This is a genomic window from Bradyrhizobium sp. TM239, from assembly GCF_036247985.1.
GTDB lineage: Bacteria > Pseudomonadota > Alphaproteobacteria > Rhizobiales > Xanthobacteraceae > Bradyrhizobium > Bradyrhizobium ottawaense.
The window spans coordinates 1-400 of sequence record NZ_BTIR01000052.1; the positions used below are offsets into that span (position 1 = coordinate 1).

Consider the following 400-nt stretch of genomic DNA (forward strand, 5'->3'; position numbering starts at 1 on the left):
CGACACCCCGCAGGAAGCCGCGTTCCGCGCCTCCGCGCGCCAATGGATCGACGCCAATGCGCCGAAGGAATTGCATGCCGAGCTGTCAAAATCATCGCTCGGCCGCATTCGCCTTGCCAGCCACGACATCGTCGATGTCGGCAAGGCCTGGCAGAAGAAGAAGTTCGAAGGCAATTGGGCCTGCCTGCACTGGCCCAAGGAATATGGCGGCCGTGGCGCGACGCCGATCGAGAAGGTGATCTGGCAGCAGGAAGAGGGTGTCTACGGCAAGCTGACGCAGCCGTTCCAGATCGGCGAGGGCATGTGCGGCCCGACCGTGATGGCCTTCGGCAGCGAGGATGCCAAGCGCCGCTATTTGCCGAAGCTCGCTTCGGGCGAGGAGATCTGGTGCCAGCTGTTC

At 63.8% G+C, this 400-nt stretch carries 1 protein-coding gene; it reads left to right on the forward strand.

Going from position 1 to position 400, the window contains the following annotated elements:
* The coding region (locus tag AABA84_RS34865) for an acyl-CoA dehydrogenase family protein (protein ID WP_338314359.1) at positions 1-400 on the forward strand (400 nt) is incomplete at both ends.